Annotated in this window: 16 protein-coding genes and 1 tRNA gene; 6 read left to right on the top strand and 11 right to left on the bottom strand. The window is 70.2% G+C overall.

Features of this window, described 5'->3' with window-relative positions:
- The first annotated feature begins 9 nt into the window (after window positions 1-9).
- The 4 genes from ACFYPJ_RS07675 (at window position 10) to ACFYPJ_RS07660 (ending at window position 4,407) form a co-directional block, all read left to right on the top strand.
- Window positions 10-864 carry a bifunctional DNA primase/polymerase gene (locus tag ACFYPJ_RS07675; protein WP_389012948.1) on the top strand — a complete coding sequence of 285 codons (855 nt, stop codon included), beginning with the start codon at window positions 10-12 and terminating at the stop codon, window positions 862-864.
- Window positions 865-866: 2 nt separating this feature from the next.
- Complete coding sequence (locus ACFYPJ_RS07670) at window positions 867-2,342, top strand: ATP-binding protein (protein ID WP_389012945.1); 1,476 nt, start codon at window positions 867-869, stop codon at window positions 2,340-2,342.
- A gap of 435 nt (window positions 2,343-2,777) precedes the next feature.
- Window positions 2,778-2,966, top strand: a complete 189-nt coding sequence (locus ACFYPJ_RS07665) for a helix-turn-helix transcriptional regulator (RefSeq protein WP_389012060.1) — start codon at window positions 2,778-2,780, stop codon at window positions 2,964-2,966.
- 61 nt (window positions 2,967-3,027) lie between these two features.
- Window positions 3,028-4,407, top strand: a complete 1,380-nt coding sequence (locus tag ACFYPJ_RS07660; protein ID WP_389012057.1) for a site-specific integrase — start codon at window positions 3,028-3,030, stop codon at window positions 4,405-4,407.
- Between the two features lie 174 nt (window positions 4,408-4,581).
- Here ACFYPJ_RS07660 and ACFYPJ_RS07655 read toward each other — a convergent pair.
- A tRNA-Tyr gene (locus tag ACFYPJ_RS07655) sits at window positions 4,582-4,663 on the bottom strand.
- A gap of 228 nt (window positions 4,664-4,891) precedes the next feature.
- Here ACFYPJ_RS07655 and ACFYPJ_RS07650 point away from each other — a divergent pair.
- Window positions 4,892-5,380: a YajQ family cyclic di-GMP-binding protein gene (locus tag ACFYPJ_RS07650; RefSeq protein ID WP_389012055.1), complete on the top strand. Its 489-nt coding sequence runs from the start codon at window positions 4,892-4,894 to the stop codon at window positions 5,378-5,380.
- A 128-nt stretch (window positions 5,381-5,508) separates the two neighbouring features.
- On the opposite strand, the gene ACFYPJ_RS07645 is transcribed toward ACFYPJ_RS07650, so the two are convergent.
- Window positions 5,509-5,775 (bottom strand): GlsB/YeaQ/YmgE family stress response membrane protein, encoded by a 267-nt coding sequence (locus ACFYPJ_RS07645; protein WP_389012053.1) that lies wholly within the window; start codon window positions 5,773-5,775, stop codon window positions 5,509-5,511.
- A 190-nt stretch (window positions 5,776-5,965) separates the two neighbouring features.
- Here ACFYPJ_RS07645 and ACFYPJ_RS07640 point away from each other — a divergent pair, with 190 nt between their 5' ends.
- Window positions 5,966-7,210: an APC family permease gene (locus ACFYPJ_RS07640; protein WP_389012050.1), complete on the top strand. Its 1,245-nt coding sequence runs from the start codon at window positions 5,966-5,968 to the stop codon at window positions 7,208-7,210.
- 246 nt (window positions 7,211-7,456) lie between these two features.
- Here ACFYPJ_RS07640 and ACFYPJ_RS07635 read toward each other — a convergent pair whose 3' ends face one another.
- From ACFYPJ_RS07635 to ACFYPJ_RS07595, 9 genes are all read right to left on the bottom strand, one after another.
- Window positions 7,457-8,023, bottom strand: a complete 567-nt coding sequence (locus tag ACFYPJ_RS07635; RefSeq protein WP_389012047.1) for an SMI1/KNR4 family protein — start codon at window positions 8,021-8,023, stop codon at window positions 7,457-7,459.
- A gap of 329 nt (window positions 8,024-8,352) precedes the next feature.
- A complete protein-coding gene (locus tag ACFYPJ_RS07630; RefSeq protein WP_389012045.1) occupies window positions 8,353-8,745 on the bottom strand; it encodes a YccF domain-containing protein in 393 nt (130 codons plus the stop codon).
- On the bottom strand, window positions 8,742-9,605 hold the full coding sequence (gene htpX, locus ACFYPJ_RS07625; protein WP_389012042.1) for a zinc metalloprotease HtpX: 864 nt from the start codon (window positions 9,603-9,605) through the stop codon (window positions 8,742-8,744). The genes ACFYPJ_RS07630 and htpX overlap by 4 nt, the downstream gene beginning before the upstream one ends.
- 249 nt (window positions 9,606-9,854) lie before the next feature.
- Window positions 9,855-11,378 (bottom strand): NADH-quinone oxidoreductase subunit N, encoded by a 1,524-nt coding sequence (locus ACFYPJ_RS07620; protein ID WP_389012040.1) that lies wholly within the window; start codon window positions 11,376-11,378, stop codon window positions 9,855-9,857.
- Window positions 11,375-13,003, bottom strand: a complete 1,629-nt coding sequence (locus ACFYPJ_RS07615) for an NADH-quinone oxidoreductase subunit M (protein ID WP_389012037.1) — start codon at window positions 13,001-13,003, stop codon at window positions 11,375-11,377. Before ACFYPJ_RS07615 ends, ACFYPJ_RS07620 begins: the two co-directional genes overlap by 4 nt.
- Window positions 13,004-13,009: 6 nt before the next feature.
- Window positions 13,010-15,040, bottom strand: a complete 2,031-nt coding sequence (locus tag ACFYPJ_RS07610; RefSeq protein ID WP_389012034.1) for an NADH-quinone oxidoreductase subunit L — start codon at window positions 15,038-15,040, stop codon at window positions 13,010-13,012.
- Window positions 15,037-15,417: an NADH-quinone oxidoreductase subunit NuoK gene (gene nuoK, locus ACFYPJ_RS07605; protein ID WP_389012031.1), complete on the bottom strand. Its 381-nt coding sequence runs from the start codon at window positions 15,415-15,417 to the stop codon at window positions 15,037-15,039. The genes ACFYPJ_RS07610 and nuoK overlap by 4 nt, the downstream gene beginning before the upstream one ends.
- Window positions 15,417-16,283 (bottom strand): NADH-quinone oxidoreductase subunit J, encoded by an 867-nt coding sequence (locus ACFYPJ_RS07600; protein ID WP_389012028.1) that lies wholly within the window; start codon window positions 16,281-16,283, stop codon window positions 15,417-15,419. Before ACFYPJ_RS07600 ends, nuoK begins: the two co-directional genes overlap by 1 nt.
- Window positions 16,280-16,876: a NuoI/complex I 23 kDa subunit family protein gene (locus ACFYPJ_RS07595; RefSeq protein ID WP_389012025.1), complete on the bottom strand. Its 597-nt coding sequence runs from the start codon at window positions 16,874-16,876 to the stop codon at window positions 16,280-16,282. Before ACFYPJ_RS07595 ends, ACFYPJ_RS07600 begins: the two co-directional genes overlap by 4 nt.
- Window position 16,877: the final 1 nt, after the last annotated feature.

Here is a 16,877-nt window from a genome sequence, read left to right as displayed (position 1 = left end):
ATCTCCAGCATGACCCATGACGCCCGATCCGCGCTGCTGTCCACAGCGCTGCATCTGGCCGCGTCCGGCGTGCCCGTGCTGCCCCTGCGGGCAGGCAAGGGACCGTTCGGCAACTGCCCCACCTGCACCGGCAACGCGTGCGGGGGACGGCCGAACATGAAAACCCCGGGGCCCTGCCAGTGCCCACGTCCCTGCCATGCCTGGGCCGCCGCCACCACTGACCCGCACGTCATCACCTCCGACGCCTGGAACCGTGCCTGGAGCCGTGCCGCGCGAGTGGCGTACCACCCCGGCGGTGCCGGAGTGACCGTCGTCGACCTCGACAACCCCGCCGCCGTCACCTGGGCCCGCACCACCCTGCCCGCCACCCGGACCGTGCCCACCACCCGGGGCGAACACTGGCTCTACCGCGGCACCATGCCCTCCGCCAACGGGGTACGGCCAGGCGTGGACATCAAGTCGACCATGGCCTACGCCCGTTGGCTGGGACCCGGCACCGGCCCCACAGCCACTCTCCCGGACGCAGTGCGCGCCCTGGCAGTAAAGGAGCCGTCCCCGCGCCGCAGGACGCCACAGGCCCTCACAGTGCCCTTGAGGGGCGGGCAGGGGGAGTGCCGACACCGCACGCCTGCCTACCTGGACCGTGGAATCGCCATGGCGGAGCAGCGCATCACCGACGCCCGCGAGGCGATTCACGCCACCGTCTACCGCACGTTCCTCGCCGTGCTGTCCGCCCATGGCCGGTGCGGGTGCCTCACCAACGCCCATGTCGCGCGGCTGTTCACCGCCGCTCAGGCCAGGGGCGAGTCCCCGAGGCACTGCACCGACGCGTGGACCAACGCCCTGACCAGGTTGGGACTGTGACCATGTCCGAGGACGACAAGAACCCCGCCCGCGAGATCATCACCGACTACGCGCAAGCCCACTTCCGCTACTTCCGCACCGCCGACGGCACCGTGTACGCGCAGCGCAACGGCCACCCCGTGGCCCGCCCGATCCGCTCCCAGGGCACGACGGGAAGCCACCGCCAGGAACTCATGGTCGGCCTGTTCAAGGACGGGATCGGCGTGTTCAACGGGACCGCGCTCAAGGAGGCACTGGACTTGATCGAAGCACTCGCACTGTCCGAGGACGTCCAGCCCGTGTACATCCGCGTCGCCCCAGGGTTCGACGGGGCGACGTGGCTGGACCTGGGGCGCGCGGACGGGCAGTCGGTCCGCATCCACCCCACCGGATGGGACATCACCGTCCCCGACCCGCGTGAGGTGTGCTGGCGGCGCACCCAGCTCACCGGCGAACTCCCCCTGCCCGCCAAGGACACCGACGGCAAGGGCATCGACCTGCTGCTGCGGCTGTGCAACTTCGCCACCGCGGAGACCGAGTGTCTGGCCATCGCGTGGCTGATCGGCTGTCTGGAGCCGTCCGTTCCCGTACCCGCACCGTTCCTGACCGGCCCGCAGGGCGCCGGCAAGTCGACCGGCGGCCGGATGCTCGTGCGGATCATCGAAGGCATGAGCGGTGACCTGCGCCGGGCCCCGAAAGACGAAGAGAACCTGATCGCGGCCGTGGCCGCCGGATGGGTCACCGCCCTGGACAATCTCTCCCACATGACCCCGGACCTGTCCGACGCGATGTGCTGCATCGTGACCGGAGTCGAGAACGTCAAGCGTGCTCTGTTCACCGATGGGGATGTGTTCCGCGTCGGCTACCGCCGGCCCCTGCTCCTGACCGGTATCGACGTCGGCGTCATCCGCCCCGACCTCGCCGAACGACTCCTGCCGCTGCGCTTGGAGCGGCCCCGGGTACGGCGCACCGAGGCTGAACTGTGGGCGGAGTACGCAGAGGTACTGCCCGTCGTCCTCGGCTCTCTCCTTGACCTGACGGTCAAGGTCCGCGCGGTCGAGGCGGAGACCCCCACCGACTTGCGGATGGCGGACTTCGCCCGCCTGTGCGCGCAACTCGACGCGGCAACCGGCCTCGGAGCGCTCACTGCCTACCGGGCCAGCCTGGACGACCTCAACGACGACGTGATCGAGGGTGACCTGTTGGCGCAGACCGTCCTCCGGCACGCCGACACCCTTGAGCCGGGCTCAGACCAGCGGATGACCTCTACCGAGTGGCTGCACTGCCTCAGTCGCCTTTACAGCGGCGATGAACTGCGTCCTCTGCCTAAAGGCTGGCCGACCACTGGCAAGGTGCTCTCAGACCGTCTCAAGCGCCTTCAGCCGACCCTCGCGGCCCGTGGCGTTGTCATCGACTCGGGCCGCACCATGGAGGGCCGCTACCTCGAAATGACCCGCCTACAAGCTCCGCCGCCCCACGAGGCGAAGCGGATGTTCTGACCACGCTCCTGATCAGGGGACAAGCAAGAGGAGCACCGGCCGCGGGGCGTGCTCCTCTTGCTGTTCGGCGGCAGCCGCCGCCCTGCGATGGACGCGCCGCGAAGCGGCTCCTTCTTCACGCCCTGAGCCGAGCCGCACCACCACAGACACCCCCTCTTTTTTCCTAAGAGGGAAGACGCTGCGTCATCTGCGTCATGCGGGCCGGAAAACGGCCTCCGACCTGCGGCTACAACCATGACGCAGACGGCCGCACCTGCGTCATCCTGCGTCATCTGCGTCATGCAATGACGCAGCCCATGACGCACCCCCAAATCCCTGCGTCATACAAAGACGCAGGTCACAAGCGCGCATGACGCTGATGACGCAATGACGCAGAAATCCGCACCTCGGACACACGCCCCGCTCCAAGGCCAGCCCAAGCGAGGAGTAGCAACGATGGCCCGCCCCAAGATGCTCAAGCTCCCCGAAGTCCTCGAAGAGATCGAGATGAGCCGCGCTGCCTTCTACCGCATGCGCGCGCGAGGCAAGGCCCCGAAGCTCATCAAGCTCCCCAACGGTCAACTCCGCTGCCGCCGCACAGACCTCGACGCGTGGTGGTCGTCCATCGAAGACGCTGCCGCCTGACCACCTCCCGCACACCCAAGACACGAGGGGCCCGCTTCCGGCGGGCCCCTCTGGAGTTCAAATGGCACTGACCTACGACGTTCGTCTCTACTCCATCGAGGTCCGCAAGGATCGGCCCAAGCCCTACCGCGTGCGCTGGCTGGTCGGCGAGAGCAAGCACTCCAAGAGCTACACGCTCAAGGTCCAGGCCGAGGGCCGCCGCTCGGAACTCATGTCCGCCATGCGACGCGGCGACCAGTTCGACGAGGAAACGGGCCTACCTGTATCCGAGTTGCGCGCCAAGCAGGGCTCCATCACGTGGTACGAGCACAGCCGCGCGTACATCGACCGCAAGTGGGCGCTGGCGCCGGCGAAGTCGCGGAAGAACTACGCCGACGCACTGGCCACCATCACCCCCGCCCTCGTGAAGACCAAGACGGGAATGCCCGACAGCGCGCTCATGCGGCGCGCGTTGTATGGATGGGCGTACAACCGGAACCGCTGGGACGAGACCCCGCCGGACGACGTGGCACGCGCTCTCGCCTGGATTTCCAAGCACTCAATGCCGGTCTCAGCACTGGAAGACCCGGCGACCGTGCGTCTGGCCCTGGACGCTCTGTCCCTGCGGCTGGACGGAAAGGAGGCGGCGCCACGCACCGCGAAGCGCAAACGCGCCTGCCTGAGTGAGGTTCTCGGACTCGCCGTGGAGGAGCAATACTTCACCATGCCGGTCAACCCCATCACGGCCGTGAAGTGGACCGCCCCGAAGTCGGTGGAAGCGGTGGATCCCGAGAGCGTCGCCAACCCTCGCCAGGTGCGCGCGCTGCTGGCAGGGGTGCGGGAACAGGGCCCGCGTGGGCGGCACCTTGAAGCGTTCTTCGGGTGCCTGTACTACGCAGCCATGCGCCCGGCCGAGGCCGCCGCACTGCGCGAGAGTCAGTGTCACCTCCCAGAGACGGGGTGGGGGATGCTCACCCTGCGGCAAGGCGTTGTCCGGGCCGGACGGAGCTGGACCAACGACGGAACAGCGCATGAGACACGCCACCTCAAGGCCAGGGCCAAGAAGGACTCCCGTCCGGTGCCGATCCCGCCGCACTTCGTCCGGCTGCTGCGGCAGCACATCGTCACGCACGGCACGGCCCCCGATGGCCGACTCTTCCGGACGAACCGCGGTGGCCTGCTTCAGGAGACCGGCTATGGGGAGGTCTGGGCAAAGGCCCGGAAGGACGTGCTGAGCGAGGCTGAAACGGTCTCGCTGCTGGCCCGCCGCCCCTACGATCTCCGGCACGCCGGGGTGTCGTTCTGGCTCAGTTCCGGCGTGGACGCCATGGAGTGCGCCCGGCGGGCGGGTCACAGCATCGCGGTGCTGCACAAGGTGTATGCCAAGGTGCTTGACCAGACGCGGGAGCGTGCGAACAGCCGGATCGACGCAGCGCTTCGGGAGTGGAACGAGCCGGAGTGATCATGCTCTCCCCGGGGGGACACCTGGGGGACACGCACTGATCAACAGTGGGATACGGGCGGTACGAGGTGAGACACGTCCGCGCCCGGTCCATAAGGAATCGAACGCAGAGGATCAAGAACAGACCCCCTCTGACCAGGAAAGTAACCTGGTCAGAGGGGGTCTCTCTCAGCGTGGCGGCGCCAGGATTCGAACCTGGGAAGGCTGAGCCGGCAGATTTACAGTCTGCTCCCTTTGGCCGCTCGGGCACACCGCCGGGTTTTACTGCCGAACGAAGACCCCGCTTTTTGGCGGTGCTCCCTGGCAACGACGTAAACAATACCCGATGCCGGGAGGTGCTCCGCCACCCGATTGATCGGTGCCCGGCCCGTGTGGGGTGACTAGGCTGGTGCGGATGCGACCCGGTCTCGTGCCGGGCTCTGCGGCTGCCTGCGCGCATGCCGGTACGCACCCGATACGCACCCGATTCAAGGAGCCACAGGACATGGCCGACTCCAGTTTCGACATCGTCTCGAAGGTCGAGCGGCAGGAGGTCGACAACGCCCTCAACCAGGCCGCCAAGGAAGTCTCGCAGCGCTACGACTTCAAGGGAGTGGGCGCCTCGATCGCCTGGTCCGGCGAGAAGATCCTGTTGGAGGCGAACTCCGAGGAAAGGGTCAAGGCTGTCCTGGACGTCTTCCAGTCCAAGCTGATCAAGCGTGGCATCTCACTGAAGGCGCTGGAGACGGGCGAGCCTCAGATCTCCGGCAAGGAGTACAAGATCTTCGCGTCGGTCCAGGAGGGCATCTCCCAGGAGAACGCGAAGAAGGTGGCGAAGATCATCCGCGACCAGGGCCCGAAGGGCGTGAAGGCCCAGGTGCAGGGCGACGAGCTGCGCGTCAGCTCCAAGAGCCGGGACGACCTGCAGAACGTGATCGCCCTCCTGAAGGGCCAGGACTTCGACTTCGCGCTGCAGTTCGTGAACTACCGGTAGTCCCACAGGTCCGCGCGCCGCGCGGGTACGGAACGACGCACCCCGAGGAAGGGTGGGCACCTGAGACGGCCCACCCTTCTCGTCTGTCGGCCGTGGCCGGGTCGCGCCCAACCGCGTTCAGGCCGCCCTCAGTTGCGCGAGTTGCCGAACAGCAGGCGGCAGATGATCAGCAGGACCAGCGAACCGCCTACCGCGGACGCCCAGGTGGCACCGTCGTAGAAGTTCTTGGTGATGGGGTGGTCCAGCCAGCGGGCCGATATCCAGCCACCGACGAACGCGCCCGCTACGCCGATGAGAGTCGTGCCGATGAAGCCGCCCGGGTCCCGCCCCGGCAGCAGGATCTTGGCGATGACGCCGGCCAACAGTCCCAGGATGATCCAACCGATGATGCTCATGCCGTGAACCTGCCCTCCCGCGCTGTGCCCGCACCGTCCCGGCGCTGTGATCTTCGTCAGCGCCGGCTGTACGACGCAGCCCGTGCGGCCCGTGGTCCGAGCCGTCCGTCGTGCGCGTGTTCGTACCGTGTTGCTACGGAAGACGTCACCCGTGCACCGGACGGTTGCAGCGATCAGTAGGGTGCGGCACATGACAAGCTCCGGTTCCGGCCTCCGGCGCACCCTGGGAGTGCGGGACGCCGTGGTCGTCGGCCTCGGCTCGATGCTCGGCGCCGGTGTCTTCTCCGCGCTGGGACCCGCCGCGCACGCCGCCGGGCCCGGCCTGCTGCCCGCCCTCGCCGTCGCGGCTGTGGTGGCCTACTGCAACGCGCAGTCCTCGGCCCGGCTCGCCGCCCTGTACCCGGCCTCGGGCGGCACGTACGTGTACGGACGGGAGCGGCTCGGGGACTTCTGGGGATACCTCGCCGGATGGGCGTTCGTCGTCGGCAAGACGGCCTCTTGCGCGGCGATGGCGCTCACCGTGGGCACGTACGCGTGGCCGGGGCAGGCGCACGCCGTGGCGGTCGCCGCCGTGGTCGCGCTGACCGCGGTGAACTACGGCGGCATCCAGAAGTCCGCCTGGCTGACGCGGGTGATCGTGGCAGTGGTGCTGGCGGTCCTCGCTTCCGTGGTGGTCGTCTGTCTCTCCTCGGGGCAGGCCGATGCCGCGCGGCTGGACATCGGCGGCACGACGGGAGCCGGCGGGGTGCTCCAGGCGGCCGGTCTGCTGTTCTTCGCGTTCGCCGGGTACGCGCGGGTCGCGACCCTCGGCGAGGAGGTACGGAATCCGGCACGCACGATCCCCCGCGCGATCCCCCTGGCTCTCGGTATCACGCTGGTGGTGTACGCGTTCGTGGCCGTCGCCGTGCTGTCGGTGCTCGGCGCGTCGGGCCTCGGGCAGGCAGCGGCTCCGCTGGCCGACGCGGTGCGCGCGGCCGGGGTGCCGGGGCTCGTGCCGGTGGTACGGGTGGGAGCCGCGGTGGGTGCGCTGGGGTCGCTCCTCGCTCTGATCCTCGGGGTCTCCCGGACCACCCTGGCCATGGCCCGCGACCGGCACCTTCCCCGCTCCCTGGCCGTGGTGCATCCGCGCTTCCACGTCCCGCACCGCGCCGAGCTGGCCGTGGGCGCGGTCGTCGCCGTGGTGGCGGCGACGGCGGACGTACGGGGGGCCATCGGTTTCTCCTCCTTCGGTGTGCTGGCTTATTACGCGGTGGCCAACGCGTCGGCCTGGACGCTGAGTCGGACGCCGTCGTCACGGGTGCTGCCGGCGCTGGGACTGGTGGGATGCGTGACACTCGCGTTCGCCCTGCCCGTGACCGCGGTGGTCGTGGGCGCGGGTGTGCTCGTGGTAGGGGCGGCGGCGTACGGCGTCCGCCGGTGGGCCGGGGCTCGCTGAGCCGAACCGGGCCGAGCCGAACCGGCGAGCGCAGCCAAGCCGACGCGGGCAGTGCGGGAGGCCGCACCTGGCCGCTGCCGCAGCGGCACCATCGCCACCCGGTGCCCGATGCCCGGTTGAGCGGTGCGCTCCGGCCGTTGCCGGTGCGCCCTGGTCGTGTCGGGCGGGGAACGGTCCGAGCCGGGCGGGGCCCGGAAAGCCGTGCCCAGGTCGTTGCCGGGTGAGGGCCCGGTGGTGGCGGCGGTCTCAGGAAGCCCGCGCGGGTGCCGTGCGGCTGTGGAAGTCGGCCCATGGCCGGAGGTCCATGTCGTCGTTGCTCTCCTCGTACCAGCCGGTTCCGTCGAGCCAGGTCCGCAGCCAGTCGGTGAGGCTGGGCGCGTCCACGTACCAGGTGTGGCCGGCGTCGTCGGCGTTCGGTTCGTAGAGCAGGACGGTGGCCTCCGGCGCGCGGCAGTCCACGCACGCGAACATCCCGCACCCCCAGTGGGATATCGGCAGCACGCCCTCGGGCCAGGGCCGGTCCGGGTCCTTGCGGGCCTCCTCGCGACGGGCGACGTACTCGGCGACGGCGGCCGGCTCGCCCGCGGGCGGGCTGTCGAGCAGGGGCAGCAGACCGTACTCCGGGCCGAAGCCGCCGTCCGCTATACGGCAGTAGAGCGAGGCGAGCAGCGGTGGCAGGGCGAAGCCCAGAGCGTCCTCGGCACGGGCCGGTCCGGCCGCGTCGACGGGGTCGGGCAGCGAAGGCCAGCCCCACGGACGGGAGATGCGGGCCTGCGCGGCGACCCTGGTCAGCAACTGCTCGGTCTCGGTCATGGCTTCATGATGCAGGCCGCCTCTGACAATCGGGCGGGCCTGTGGACAACGTCGGACTTGTGGAAAACCGCGGGCCGCAGGGCGGTGGGTGAGGGACGGTCAGGCCGGGAGTTCGCGGGGCCGCGGACCGGTTCGGGATCGGCGCGGCGGCGCAGGGGACCGCTTCGGGATCGGCGCGGCGGCGCAGGGGCCTCCTCGCCGTCCGCGGCCCGGCAGGGATCGGCTTGAGTGCGCCCTCGTCGTCCGGTCCCATGAGGTGTGCCCGCACGGCGTGCTCCGGCGCGTCCTACCGCCTGCACCCCTCCCTCGCCTGTGCCCGTTCGCCCTGGTCAGCGCGTCGCGAACGGCTGATCCGTGGGGACGATCTCACGGCCCAGCGGAAGCAAGGACACCGGAATCAGCTTGAAGTTGGCAACGCCGAACGGAATGCCGATGATCGTGATGCAGAGGGCGATGCCCGTGACGACATGGGCGAGGGCCAGCCACCAGCCCGCGAGGATCAGCCACAGGACGTTGCCGATGCAGGAGGGAGCGCCGGCGTCGCGTCGTTCGACGGTCGTGTACCCGAAGGGCCACAGGGCGTAGACGCCGATTCGGAACGCTGCAACGCCGAACGGAATCCCAATAATCGTGATGCACAGGAGCACACCCGCGAACAGGTAGCCGAGGAACAGCCAGAAACCGCTCAGGACGAGCCAAATGACGTTCAGGATGGTCTTCACCGGGTACGACCTGCCAACTTTTCGAGCCGGGCGATACGGTCCGCCATGGGCGGATGGGTCGAGAACATCTTGGACAGTCCTTGGCCGGGGCGGAAGGGGTTCGCGATCATCATGTGGCTCGCCGTCTCGATCCTGGGCTCGGGCGGCAGGGGCAGTTGCTTGGTACCGGCGTCGAGTTTGCGCAGGGCGCTGGCGAGGGCGAGCGGGTCGCCGGTGAGCTGGGCACCGGAGGCGTCCGCCTCGTACTCCCTGGATCTGCTGATGGCCAACTGGATGAGGCTGGCGGCGAGCGGGCCCAGAATGATGATCAGCAGCATACCGAAGATGCCGGGGCCCTCGTCGTCGTCGGAGCGGCCGACGGGGATGAGCCAGGCGAAGTTGACCAGGAACATGATCACCGAGGCGAGGGCTCCGGCGACGGACGAGATGAGGATGTCCCGGTTGTAGACGTGGCTGAGTTCGTGGCCGATGACGCCGCGCAGTTCGCGTTCGTCCAGGATGCGCAGGATTCCTTCGGTGCAGCACACGGCGGCGTTGCGCGGGTTGCGGCCGGTCGCGAACGCGTTGGGTGCTTCCGTGGGCGAGATGTACAGGCGAGGCATGGGCTGGCGGGCCTGGGTGGACAGCTCACGGACCATCCGGTACAGGGCCGGGGCCTCGAACTCGCTCACCGGGCGGGCACGCATCGCGCGTAGAGCCAGCTTGTCGCTGTTCCAGTACGCGTACGCGTTCGTGCCCAGAGCGATCAGAACCGCGACGATCAGGCCCGTACGGCCGAAGAAGCTGCCGATGACGATGATGAGTGCGGACAGTCCCCCCAGGAGTACTGCGGTCCTGAGCCCGTTGTGCCGGCGGTGCACGGTACGCCCTCCAAATCGTGCAGCAGGGGAACCCTTTGCTTGCGTGCTTGCTGGTGCGCTTGCTGGATCTCCGAAGCCACTGGTGCCGTGGTGTCACGTCCAGTGGACCCTCCCGTACTGGTCAACGCCAGGCGGCGGCCGCTAGTTCCCTTACGCGGGCGCAGGCGGACGTCGGCCGTCCGGGTGACGACGGCCGGCCTCCGGGGGCGTGCGTCCGGCCCGGACGCTCCACGCGCGCGTGCGGGCTGTTCAGAACAGTCCGGTGCCGGCGAAGCGGAGCACCAGTTGGGGTGCTCCGGAGAGGGCGACGCCGAGGGCTCCGGTGAGCGCGAGGGCGGCCGTGAGGGGGGCGGGGATCTGGTGTCGTGCGGGCTCGCCCTCGGGCGCGCGGAACAGCAGGGCCGCCCACTGGAGGTAGTAGTAGAGCGCGATGACCACGTTCACGGCCATGACGACGGCCAGCCACCCGAGGCCCGCGTCGACGGCTGCGGAGAAGACGGTGACCTTCGCGAAGAGGCCGATGACGCCCGGGGGAAGTCCGGCGAGGCAGAGCAGGAAGAAGGCCAGGAGCAGGGCGGTCACGGGGTTCGAGGCGTACAGGCCGCGGTAGTCGCTGACCCGGTTGCCGGGTTTCGCGCGGCCCACCAGGGCGGCGACGGCGAAGGCACCGAGGTTGACCGCGGCGTACATGAGCGCGTAGGCGACCGTGGATCCGATCGATTTGCGGGCGTCCGCGGAGTATCCGGCGGCGGCGATCGGCACCAGGAGGTAGCCGGCCTGGCCGACCGAGGACCAGGCGAGCAGCCGTACCGCGCTGTACGCGCGCGTGGCCTGCTGCCGCAGGGCGCCGACGTTGCCGACGGTCATGGTGAGAGCGGCCAGTACGGCCAGCGCGGGGCCCCAGGCGTCGGCGTAGGACGGGAAGGCGACGACGGTGACCAGGATCAGGCCGGAGAATCCGACGGATTTGCCGACGACCGACAGAAAGGCGGCGACGGGCAGGGGGGCTCCCACGTAGGTGTCGGGCACCCAGAAGTGGAAGGGGACGGCAGCGGTCTTGAAGGCGAAGCCGACCAGGGTGAGGACGACGCCGGTCTGGGCGAGCGTGTGGAACTGTCCGTCGACGTGCTGGATGCGTTCGGCGATCCGGGTGAGGTAGAGGGTGCCCGTGGTGGCGTAGACGAAGCTGATGCCCAGCAGGGTGACCGCGGTGGCGGTGACCGAGGACAGGAAGAACTTCAGGGCTGCTTCGGAGGACCTTCGGTCGCCGTGCCGGATGCCGACGAGGGCGAAGGCCGGCAGCGAGGCGACCTCCAGGGCCACGACGAGGGTGGCGAGGTCGCGGGAGGCAGGCAGCAGTGCGGCACCGGCGGCGGCGGAGAGCAGCAGGAACCAGAACTCCCCTTCGGGGAGTCTGCGGCGTCCGTCCTTGAGCGCGGTGACCGACAGCAGGGCGGCGAGGAGGGCGCCGCCGAGGGCGAGGAACTGGATGACGAGGGTGAACCGGTCAGCCGTGTAGCTGCACAGGCGCAGGTCGGCGCTCTGGCAGAAGGTGCTGCGATCACCGTCGAGGAGCGGCAGCAGCAGGAGGGCCGAGGCGGCGAGTCCGGCCACCGCGACCCAGCCGAGCACGGCCTTCCTCGCGTCGGGCACGAACAGGTCGGCGACGAGGATCCCGAGGCCGACGACCGCCGCGGCGGTGGGCGGGGCGATCGCGAGCCAGTCGACGGACTGGACCAGCGACTCGGCCAGGGGCTGGGCCGGATGGCTCATCGGGTGCCTCCTGCGAGGAACTGCTGCACGGCCGGGTCGGTCAGGCCGATCAGGGCCCTGGGCCACAGTCCGGCCGCGACGGTGAGGACGACGAGCGGGGTCCAGGCCGCGAACTCGTACGGCCGGACGTCGGCGAGTTCCGGCGTCCGTTGCGGTGCGGGGCCCATGCAGACCCGGCGGACCACGATGAGCATGTACGCGGCAGTCAGCAGGGTGCCGAACGCGGCGACCGACATGAACGTGAGGAACGCCGGGCGGCTGAGGCCGGCGGCGGGCCGGAACGCACCGAACAGGGCCAGCATCTCGCCCCAGAACCCGGCCAGGCCGGGGAGCCCGAGGGAGGCGACCGCGGCGAAGGCCAGCAGGCCGCCGAGCCGCGGCGCCCTGCCGTACAGCGCGGCGCCCGTCAGCGATCGGTCCGGCGCGACGGCGTCGCCCGGCGAGGGGCGCCGGTCGGGTGACGATCGGGAGAGGGTGTCGAGGTCGGTGCTGCCCGTGCGGTCCTTGAGCGCGCCGACCAGGAAGAACAGGAGGCCGGTGATCAGGCCGTGGGCGATGTTGGCGAACAGTGCGCCGTTGACGCCGGTCGGGGTCATCGTGGCGATGCCGAGCAGGACGAAGCCCATGTGGCCGACGGAGGAGTAGGCGATGAGTCGTTTGAGGTCGCCCTTCGCACCCTGCTTGGCGAGGGCCAGGCAGGCCAGGGATCCGTAGATGATTCCGACCACGGCGAAGGCGGCGAGGTAGGGCGCGAAGGTACGGAAGCCCTCGGGCGCGACCGGCAGCAGAATGCGGACGAACCCGTACGTACCCATCTTCAGCAGGACGCTGGCCAGCAGGACCGAACCGACGGTGGGCGCGGCGGTGTGGGCGTCCGGCAGCCAGCTGTGCAGCGGCCACATCGGGGTCTTGACCGCGAGCCCGACACCGATCGCCAAAACGGCGATGACCTGCACGGATGTGGTCAGTGACCGGCCGTTGTCAGTGGCGAGTGCCATCATGTCGAACGTGCCCGCCTTGATGCCGATCAGGAGCAGGCCGAGCAGCATGACCACGGATCCGAGCAGGGTGAACAGGATGAATTTCCACGCGGCCCGGGTCCGCCCCTCGCCGCCCCAGCGGGCGATGAGGAAGTACATCGGGACGAGGACCATCTCGAAGGCGAGGAAGAACAGCAGCAGGTCGAGGACGGCGAAGGTCGCGAGGGTGCCGGACTCCAGCAGGAGCAGCAGGGCGACGAAGGCTTTCGGGGACGGGCCCGAAGGCATCTTGAAGTAGGAGTAGAGCGCGCAGAGGAAGGTCAGCAGTGCGCTCAACACCAGAAGGGGGAGGGAGATGCCGTCGGTGCCGAGGTGGATCCGCACGTCGAGTGCGGGGATCCAGCTGATGTCGGTCGTGGCCTGCATCCTCGACGGATGGTCGTGGTCGAAGCCGAGCGCCAAGGCGATGGTGGCGGCGAGGATCACGCCGGTCACGGTCACGCCGTGGCGCAGCACTGCCTGGCCGGGCGACTTCCCCTTCAGCCCGGGCGGTGCGGGCAGCAGAGCGGTGACGGCGCCGAGGAGCGGGCCGACGACGACGAACGCCAGAAGGAACTGCATCACGGACTCGTTGATACCGATCACGCCTGCTCACGCTCCCGTGGCGACGAGGAGGACGGCGACCGCCAGGACGACGGTGCCGGCGAGCAGCGCGCTCACATAGGTCTGTACGTTGCCGGTCTGGGCACGTCGTACGGCGGTCCCGAGCAGGCGGGGCAGTGTGGCCGCGCCGCGTACGTAGGTGTCGACGACCTCGCGGTCGAGGAACCGGACGAGACTCGCTCCGGCCTGGACCGGGCGGACGAACAGCACCGTGTACAGGGCGTCCACGTGGAAGCCGGCGGCGGCGTGCCGTTGCAGCAGGCCGAGCAGCAGCCGTGCGGGGTCGGCCGGGTCGGGGACCTGGGCGGGCTGGATCGCAAGAGGCGCCGCGTAAGCGCTCGTTGCGGGGTGCTGGTCGGGTGACGGGCGGGCCATGGCCTCTTCCTCGACGAGTCCGGCGTCGGCCTCGGGGTGGGCGGCGACCGCTCCCATCGGGATACGGGCGGCCAGGGCGCTGGTGCGCTGCCAGGCACCGTAGGTGACGAGGCCGCCGACCAGGGCGAGGCCGGTGGAGAGCACCGACGTGGTGAGGGTCGGGGCCAGGCTGCCGCCGTCGAACCAGTCGGGCAGCAGGCGGAACGCCAACCCGCCGAAGGCGAGCGACGGGAGGGCGAGCACCCACAGGACGACGGTCATGGTGAGCGGCTGCTTGCCGTGGTCCGGGGCCTCGGCTCCCCGGCCGCGGAAGGCGAGCAGCCACAGGCGGGTCGCGTACGCGGCGGTGAGGAGGGCGGTCAGCAGGCCGGCGACGAGGACGATCCAGCCCGCCGGGCCGGGGGCGTGCCCGGTGTGACCGGTGGCGACGTGCTCGGCGGCGCCGAGGACGGACTCCTTGGAGAAGAAGCCGCTGAAGGGCGGGATCGCGGCGAGCGCGAGGAGCGCCACGGTCATCGTCCAGTACGCGTCGGGAACGCGGTCGCGCAGTCGGCTCATACGGGACATGGCGGCCAGCGAGTTGGTGCCGGCGGCGTGGATGATCACGCCGGCGGCGAGGAACAGCAGCGCCTTGAAGGCGCCGTGGGACAGGAGGTGGAAGACGGCGGCACCGCGGTCGCCGACGGCGAGCGCACCGGTCAGGTAGCCGAGCTGGCCGATCGTGGAGTAGGCGAGGACGCGTTTGATGTCGTCCTGGGCGAGCGCGGCGAGCGCCGAGCCGGCCATGGTGACGGCGGCCATGACGGCGAGGACGACCATGGCGGCCGAGGACGCCTGGAAGACGGGGAGGAGACGGGCGACGAAGTAGACACCGGCGGCGACCATCGTCGCGGCGTGGATCAGCGCGGAGACGGGCGTGGGGCCCGCCATCGCGTCGGGAAGCCAGGTGTGCAGCGGGAACTGCGCCGACTTGCCCGCCACGCCGGCGAGGAGCAGGAGGGCGATCAGGGTCGGGTGGTCGAGTCCGCCGCTCGCGACGGTGTCGAGGACGCGCGTGATGCGGAAGGACCCGGCGTCGGTGGCGAGGGCGAACAGGCCGATGAGGAACGGCACGTCGCCGAGCTTGGTGACGAGGAATGCCTTGAGGGAGGCGGCGCGGGCCTCGGGGGTCTCCCAGTAGTGGCCCACGAGGAAGTAGGAGCAGATGCCCATGACTTCCCAGCCGACCAGCAGCACGATCAGGTCGCCGGAGTAGACGACCAGGAACATCGCGGAGGTGAAGAGGGAGACGAGGGCGGCGTACGAGGGGTAGCGCGGGTCGTTGCGCAGGTAGCCGGTCGAGTAGATCTGCACGCAGGTGGCGACCACACCGACCAGGAGGGCGACGAGCGCGGCGAAGCCGTCGATGTGCAGGGCGAGTTCGATCGGGACCGAACCGGTGGGCGTCAGCTCGGTGGCGGAGTCGATCGCGTGGCCGCCGCCCTGGCGCACGGCGATCAGCACGGCCAGGACGAGGGAGGCGAGAGTCGGCAGGACGGCGAGCGGGCGGACGAAACCCGGGGCGGCGCGGCCGAGCAGCAGGCCGGCCACGGCCCCCAGGAAGGGCAGGAGGGGGACGAGGACGGCGAGGGTGGTCGTGGTCACGCGGTGGCCTCAGTCTTCTCCGCGGCGGAGGTGCCGCGGTCGGGGCCGTCGCTCTCGGGGCCCTCTGCGGTGTCTCGGAGCCGGTCGATGTCGGAGGTGCCGCGGTTGCGGTAGACGGCGAGGACGATCGCCAGGCCGATGCCGATCTCGGCGGCGGCGATGGCGATGGTGAACAGGGTCAGGGCCTGGCCGGAGTGCAGGGTCTCCTTGGCGGCCTTGCTGAGCCAGACGTCGAAGGCGACCAGGTTGAGGTTGACGGCGTTGAGCATCAGCTCGACGGACATCAGGACCAGGATGGCATTGCGGCGGGCGAGGACGCCGTACAGGCCGGTGCAGAACAGGAGGGCGGAGAACACGGCGGGATAGACGAGGTGCATCAGCGGGCTCCTTCGGCGTCCTCGGCAGCGGGCCGTGCGTCGGCTTCCTCGGCGGCCGGCCGGCCGTCGCGCTCCCCTGCGGCCGGCCGGCCTTCGCGGGTGCCAGCGGCGGACCGGCTGTTGCGCTCCCCGGCGGAGGACTGGCCGTCGCGGGTGCCGGCGGCCTTCGGGCCGGTGAGACCGTCCGGACCGGCGGGACCCTTCGGGCCGATGAGAGCGTCGGGACCGACGGGACCGTGCGGACCGGGGAGACCGTCCGGGCCGACGGGACCGGGTGCGGCGGTGAGACCGTCCGGGCCGGCGGGACCGATCTGGTCGGTCGTGGCCGCGTCCGCCTTCGCTTTGCGGGACAGGACGATCGCGCCGACCAGAGCGGCGAGGAGGAGGACGGACAGGGCCTCGAAGGGGAGGACCCAGTGCCGGAAGAGGCTCTCGCCGGTGACCTTCGCCGATCCGGCGGCGGCACCGTCCAGGTCGATCCAGGTGCTGCGGAAGGCGTCGACGACCACCCACACGAGGGCGGCCGCGGCGGCCACGGCCACGGCGAGGGCGGCCCAGCGGTTGCCGGAGTCGGCGTCCGGGGAACGGCCGATGGGGGCCTTGGTGAGCATCAGACCGAAGAGAAGGAGGACGACGACGGAACCGACATAGATGAGGACCTGCACCCAGGCGATGAACTCGGCGGTCAGCAGGAGGTACTCGACGGCGAGGCCGCCGAGGGCGACCACGAGCCACAGGGCGGCGTGCACCAGTTGCCGGGTGGTGACGGTGACGAGTGCGGCGCCGAAGGTGGCCAGGCCGACGAGGACGAAGGCGATTTCGACGCCGGTCGGGGAGAGGAAGGCGTGCGTCGGGGTGGGGCTCATGCGTCTCCCTCCCCGGGCCCGGACTCCCTGGGCCCGGACTCCCTGGGCCCGGACTCCCTGGGCTCGCTCCGGGCGGCGGCCAGCTTCTCGGCGGTCTTGCGGGCGGCGGCGATCTCCTTGGGTTCCTCCGCGGCAGCGTCCAGGGCGGGCGGCGGCGGGACGGTCCACATCCACTCGCGGAGCTTGTCGCGTTCGTGGGTGAGTTCGCGGATGTCGGTCTCGGCGTACTCGAACTCAGGCGACCAGAACAGCGCGTCGAAGGGACAGACCTCGATGCAGATACCGCAGTACATGCAGAGGGAGAAGTCGATGGCGAAGCGGTCGAGGACGTTGCGGCTGCGCTCGCGGCCGCCGGTGGTGGCGGCGGGGATCGTCTCCTTGTGGGAGTCGATGTAGATGCACCAGTCGGGGCACTCACGGGCGCACAGCATGCAGACCGTGCAGTTCTCCTCGAACAGTCCGATGACGCCCCGGGTGCGGGGCGGCAGGTCGGGCTGGACGTCCGGGTACTGCTCGGTGACGGTCTTCTTCGTCATCGTGCGCAGGGTGACGGCCAGGCCCTTGGCGAGGCCGCTGCCAGGGATGGGGGCCATG

Source organism: Streptomyces sp. NPDC006012, assembly GCF_042871185.1.
Taxonomy (GTDB): Bacteria; Actinomycetota; Actinomycetes; order Streptomycetales; family Streptomycetaceae; genus Streptomyces.
The sequence above is the reverse complement of the archived record's forward strand: the minus strand, read 5'-3'. Positions and strand labels throughout refer to the sequence as shown.